Origin of the sequence: Methanobrevibacter sp. UBA417 (genome assembly GCF_002508845.1) — an archaeon.
Taxonomy (GTDB): domain Archaea; phylum Methanobacteriota; class Methanobacteria; order Methanobacteriales; family Methanobacteriaceae; genus Methanobrevibacter_A; species Methanobrevibacter_A acididurans.
In genome coordinates this window covers 1-5,606 of the sequence record NZ_DAZC01000009.1, presented here as the reverse complement: position 1 = coordinate 5,606, position 5,606 = coordinate 1, and the positions used below count along the sequence as shown (strand labels likewise).

At 26.4% G+C, this 5,606-nt stretch carries 3 protein-coding genes; all 3 read left to right on the top strand.

Features of this window, described 5'->3' with window-relative positions; translation table 11 throughout:
* Positions 1-952: 952 nt before the first annotated feature.
* The 3 genes from BP769_RS01105 to BP769_RS01095 all read left to right on the top strand — a co-directional run bounded on the left by BP769_RS01105 (position 953) and on the right by BP769_RS01095 (position 5,535).
* Positions 953-1,780, top strand: coding sequence for a hypothetical protein (locus tag BP769_RS01105; protein WP_413861841.1), 828 nt, complete (start codon positions 953-955; stop codon positions 1,778-1,780).
* A 152-nt stretch (positions 1,781-1,932) separates the two neighbouring features.
* Positions 1,933-3,096 carry a hypothetical protein gene (locus tag BP769_RS01100; RefSeq protein ID WP_413827157.1) on the top strand — a complete coding sequence of 388 codons (1,164 nt, stop codon included), beginning with the start codon at positions 1,933-1,935 and terminating at the stop codon, positions 3,094-3,096.
* 339 nt (positions 3,097-3,435) lie between these two features.
* Entirely contained in the window at positions 3,436-5,535 is a 2,100-nt protein-coding gene (locus BP769_RS01095) for a pseudomurein-binding repeat-containing protein (RefSeq protein WP_413861826.1), read from the top strand.
* Positions 5,536-5,606 lie beyond the last annotated feature (71 nt).

Below are 5,606 nucleotides of genomic sequence, written 5' to 3'. Positions count from 1 at the left end.
ATATCATGTTGGGATAATATTAAATTTGGTTGATTTTTTTTAAAGTACCTGATGGTAGTTTATTGTGAAGAATTTTTGGATTGTGGTGTAGTGTGGGGTCTTTTTTATTCGTAAATATTTAATTATATTGGTCATGATAATTGTAAAAATTGAGTTATATTCACGATATGTGCTTTTTGTATAAATTTTAAGTGCTAAAATTGTGAATAAAACATGGTTGTGTGTATAAAATGATTGCTAAAATAATGAGAATAAAGTATTTAAACTTATTTTTGCATAGTTAAATTGTGGTTTCAATGAATTTTAACAGTTGATTATTTGTTAAATTTTCATTATGATTTTTTAAATGTCCTTTTTTATAAAATTTTTTGCAGGTTTTTCAAAGTTAAAATCCGAAAGATTATAATTGCTTAGAAAACAAATAATTACTTGGAGAATGGATGTTTTTATTTGTCATATTAATATTTATTCTCCATTTTAATATTAATACTTATTCTTTACTTATTTTAAACATCATAGGTAGTATTTCAAGTGTAAAGACTTGAAACCTTTTTAAAACTTCTTAAACCTAAATTAAAAGAAATCAGAAAAATAGAAACCTCAAGGTACAATTTCAATTGGAAAAAAATTAGAAAAAAAATAAAGGGTTTCTACAAAACCGAAAAAAAAGATAATATTCATATCAATTTTAACAATAATCTTATCATTAACCTTAATAACATGTGTTAGTGCAACAAATAATACAAATAATAATATTCAAGTTAATGATACTAATAACTCTAATAATTTATTATTAAATGAAAATAATAATATAAATAATTCCAGTTATAATGAAATCCAAAACAATAATAATTTACAGTCTAATTCTAATACAATTTATATAAGTCCTAATGGTGGAGGTTCTGGTTCCAGTATCTCATCACCTACTAACTGGTGGAATGCATATAATAATATAACTACTAATGGAAATATCATTTTCACAAATGGAACATATAATTTAGTAAATATTAATCTAGATAAAAGTTTAACCTTAAGCAATTACAATAATGGTGAAGTAATATTAAATGGTAACAATAATGGTTATATTTTCCATTCCAGTAAAGACACTACATTAACACTTCAAGGTTTAACATTCACTTCAGCTACAGGTTATAAAAACAATTATAATTTAGCTTATGGGGGAGCTATAAATAGTGAAGGGAATTTAAATATAATAAATTGTAAGTTCTTTAACAATAATGCAACAACCGGAGGAGCAGTTTATGGAGTAAATATTAATATATTAAACTCATTATTCACTGCAAATCATGCAACCTATTCAAGTGGAGCAGTATATGCTTCTAAAAATTGTGAAATAGTTAATTCTCAATTTAATGGAAATTATGTAACAGTTCAAGAAGCAGGTGCAGTAAGATGTGTAGAAAATGCTACAATCATAAATTCATCATTTACTGGTAATAATGCACCATACCTTGCAGGTGCAATTTATTGTAAAAATATCATAGTAAACTCTTCTAATTTCACAGGTAATAAATTAACTAATAAAGGATCAGGTGGAGCTATTTACTGTGAAAAAAATAGTGAAGTAATTGATTCCAATTTTATTGGTAATAGTGCAAGTTACTCTGGTGCATTCCATAGTGCAGGAAACACTATAATAAAATCCTCCACATTCTTAAGTAACAGTGCAACATTATATGGTGGAGCTATAAGCACATTAACTGTAATATTAACGGTAATGTATTTTTATATAATATTGCACCAAAAGGTAATAGTATAAGTTATACTGGTACTTGTAATGCAGATTATAATTGGTGGGGTGAAAATACTCCATTTAGCACTGGAAATAATAATATTTACTATCATACAATTGATAAATTCAGTAATGATAATGGAACCAATGTAAAAGCAAATAATTGAGTAATAATGACTATGGCTACTAATAGTACAAGTCTTAACAGTAATGAAACTTTAAAAGTTACTGTAAACTTAGATAATGTAATAAATATTAATGGGGAAATATCTAATTTAAATATTAAATTACCGATTAGAACAGTGAACTATAATTGTACTAATGGTAATTTTAATGATAATTCTTTAAATATTCAAGGAATCGTAATTAATACCTACACTAATAATGATTATAATGGAGTAGTAAATTTAACTAGTACTATTGATAAACAATCCTTAACAATTCCCGTTAAAGTTGGAAGTAATTATAAAGATATTACAATTAAAGATAATGTTTTATACACTACTGAAAATGGTACAATAAATATTAAAGTTTCAAGCAGTACCGGAACTGTGAATACTGGTATTATTAGCTTATATTATAATAATATTTTAATTGGTTCTTCTAATATTACAAATAATGAAGCTAAATTCTTAAATATTTTAAAAGCTGGAGAATATAATGTTACACTTAATTATAATGGTTTAAATATTTATATGAACACTAGTAAAGATTTAACTTTAAATGTATATAACTCAACAAATTACACTATTTTAAGTGCAGAAGATTTTAGTGAAAAATATGGTGAAGGATTAAATTTCACAGGTAAATTAATAGATAGTGAAGGTAATCCTATTATTGGTCAACATATTAAACTTAACTTAACTCGTTTAAGTGATGGTGCAAGTAAAGATTACTGGGCAACAACAGATAATAATGGGGAATACCAATTACAAATCAACCTTTTTGCAGGTAATTATACAGGTCAAGCAACATATTATGGGAATAATATGTATCTAGCTAGTAATAGTATCTTAGCTAAAATCATTGTAAATGCTCAAGTTAAAGATCCTACTTTAATAAGTGCTGATAGTTTCCAACATCCTTATGGTAGTGGGCTTAATTTTACTGGAAAATTAATTTCAAAATCTACAGGAAGTGTTTTAGTTGGTCAACATGTAAAATTAACCTTATCACGTATTAGTGATGGTGCAAGTAAAGATTATTGGGTTACAACTGATTCTCTTGGTGAGTATCAACTTCCAATTAATTTGTATCATGGAAATTATAAAGTAACCTGTACTTATTTTGGTAATAATCAGTATGATTATTCAACTTGTAGTTCAACAATTACAGTATATTAAATAAATTTTTAATTTTTTTTATATTTTTTTTATTATATCATGGCTTGTTTTTTTTATTATATTTTTTTGGGACTTTAATGGGTTTTATATAAAGTTTTCCCTATTTCTTACCAAAACATTTATATAAGGTTTTTGGAATATATTATGTCTGTAAATCACCATTTACCATTTAATTTATTAACTACATTGCTAAATAAGCCACCTTTATTTAACAATACAATATTATAGAATTTTAATATAAGAAAATATTAAAGGTCTATTTCACTTCTTTAGCATATAGAGTTAAACAATTAAAATATAAATAAGAATGGTTGATTAATAAAAAAAGAGAGGTGAAGGATGATAAATGATAAACTAAAACTTGTATTACTCCTAACTTTTTTAGGAGCCATTGTTTTAGCTGGTATAACGGGAATATCTGCAAGTAGTGACACTAATGATACTACTACAGGGACGAGTAATACCATCAATTCAATAAGTTTAAACCCACATAATACAAGTGAGATTAGCTCATCTAATTTATTAACTTCAAATAATAATAACTACAATAATAATGTAGATAATGAAAATATAAGCACACAACAAGAATATGATACAATAAATGATACAACCACCTATTCACCGGTAAATACCAATAATAAGACATTAACCGAAACCATCAATAATAGTGAATATAACACCATTAACAATACAAGCACATTAAATAGTGATAATACAGTCTCTAATATTACCAAAGAGGATACTAATAATGTATCAAGAATTAATGATACATTAAATACAATTAATAGTGGAAATAATACTAATACAATTATAATTAGTGGTAATTTCACACAAGATTTTGGTAATGGGGGAAATTTCACAATACAACTTGTAGATGAAAATGGAAACCCTATAGTAGGTCAGCATATAGCATTAAATTTAACTAACCCTCAAAATGGTTTAAGTAAAATTTATTGGGTAACCACAGATGTAAACGGTTATGCATTTTTAGAAATTAACCTTGCTGTTGGTAATTACACTGCAAATGCCTATTATTATGGGAATGAATATTATAATCCATCTAAAGGTGGAGTAAATACAATTAAAGTTACTACTAAGAAAGAAGATTTAAAAGATCCAAACATCATAAGTGGTGATATAACCATCATTTTTGGTAAAGGAGGTAACTTTACAGTACAACTTGTAGATGAAAATGGAAACCCTATAGTAGGTCAGCATATTGCATTAAATTTAACTAATACCTTAAATGGTTTAAGTAAAATTTATTGGGTAACCACAGATGTAAATGGTTATGCAAATTTAGAAATTAATTTAGTGCCTGGAAACTATAGTGTTAAAAGTTCTTATACTGGAAATACTGAATATGGATCTTCTGAAGATAAATTTAATACTATAATTGTAAATAATGGTGCAATTACTAATGGTACTGATAATAACACTGATAATACAGATAATATTACTAATATTACTAATGGTGTAAGTATAAGTGATATTATAAGTAAAGCAGGTGAAGTTGCAGACTTTGTTAATAACAATCATAGATTGCCTAATTATGTTACAATTAATGGAAAAGAATACTCAATGGCAGAATTTGCATACTTATTAACAAGTGCAATTAGTGGAATCAATAGTGGTTCTACAAATAACATAACACCAATAAATGTTACTCAAGGAAATAATGTATCTAGTAGTATAAATGGTGTTTTAAGTTTAAGTGAACTTGTCAATATGGCAAATCGTATAAAAGCTTACATAGAAGCTAATGGTGTTACACCAAATTCTGATTCATCTAATGGAATTGGAACAATAACATTTGAAAATTATGTATATGTTTTCAGTAAAGCCTTAGCATTTTATGGAGAAAATAATAGATTGCCAAATACTGTAACAGTAAAATCTAGTGTTTTCCAAACAACCACACTTCCAGGTAGTGATACTACAACAACTAATAGTGGAATTAATGATAAAAATACTATTAGTGATACTAGTGGATATTTAGATGCTACTAAAAATTGTGAAGTAAATAATGCAGCGATTAAAGCCTTAGCATCATCATTAACTTCTGGATTAACTAGTGAAGTAGATAAAGCTTTAGCAATTTATAATTATGTTAGAGATAAAATTTCATATAGTTATTATGCTAACAGTAAGTATGGTGCAGCTGGTACCTTAAGTAAAGGTTATGGTAATTGTGTAGATCAAGCAAGTCTTGTAATTGCATTATGCCGAGCTTCTGGGATACCTGCTAGATATGTTCATGGTAAGAATTGTAAATTCAGTAGTGGATTAGTTACAGGACATGTTTGGGCTCAAATACTTGTTGATGGAGTATGGTATGCAGCGGATTGTACAAGTACTCGTAATAGTTTAGGGTCAATTGTGAATTGGAATACTAATTCATTTACGCTTTCAAGTATTTCTTCTAGTATTAGTTTCTAGATTAAAATATTAAAATTTAATAAAATTTAATTCCCTTATTTTTTCTTATTTTTTGGTTTTGTAGAAACCCT